The sequence below is a fragment of the Paraburkholderia sp. SIMBA_030 genome (genome assembly GCF_046535245.1).
Lineage (GTDB): Bacteria > Pseudomonadota > Gammaproteobacteria > Burkholderiales > Burkholderiaceae > Paraburkholderia.
The window spans coordinates 1-237 of sequence record NZ_JAWRXB010001623.1; the positions used below are offsets into that span (position 1 = coordinate 1).

General features: G+C 67.5%; 1 pseudogene. It reads left to right on the forward strand.

Annotated elements, in window-relative coordinates:
- Positions 1-237 (forward strand): annotated as a pseudogene (locus SB772_RS45495) (4-hydroxy-3-methylbut-2-enyl diphosphate reductase); the annotation flags it as partial.

The window sequence follows — 237 nt, forward strand, 5'->3', positions numbered from 1 at the left end:
CAACAAGGGCGCGCGTTTCGTGGAAGAGCTCGACGAAGTGCCCGAGGGCGCAGGCGCCATTTTCAGCGCCCACGGCGTTGCCAAGCCGGTCGAACGCGCCGCCGAAGAACGTGACCTCGACGTGCTGGACGCAACCTGTCCGCTCGTCACCAAGGTCCACGTGCAACGCCGTCAGTACGTGGCCGCCGGCCGCACGCTGATCCTGATCGGCCACGCCGGTCACCCGGAAGTGGAAGG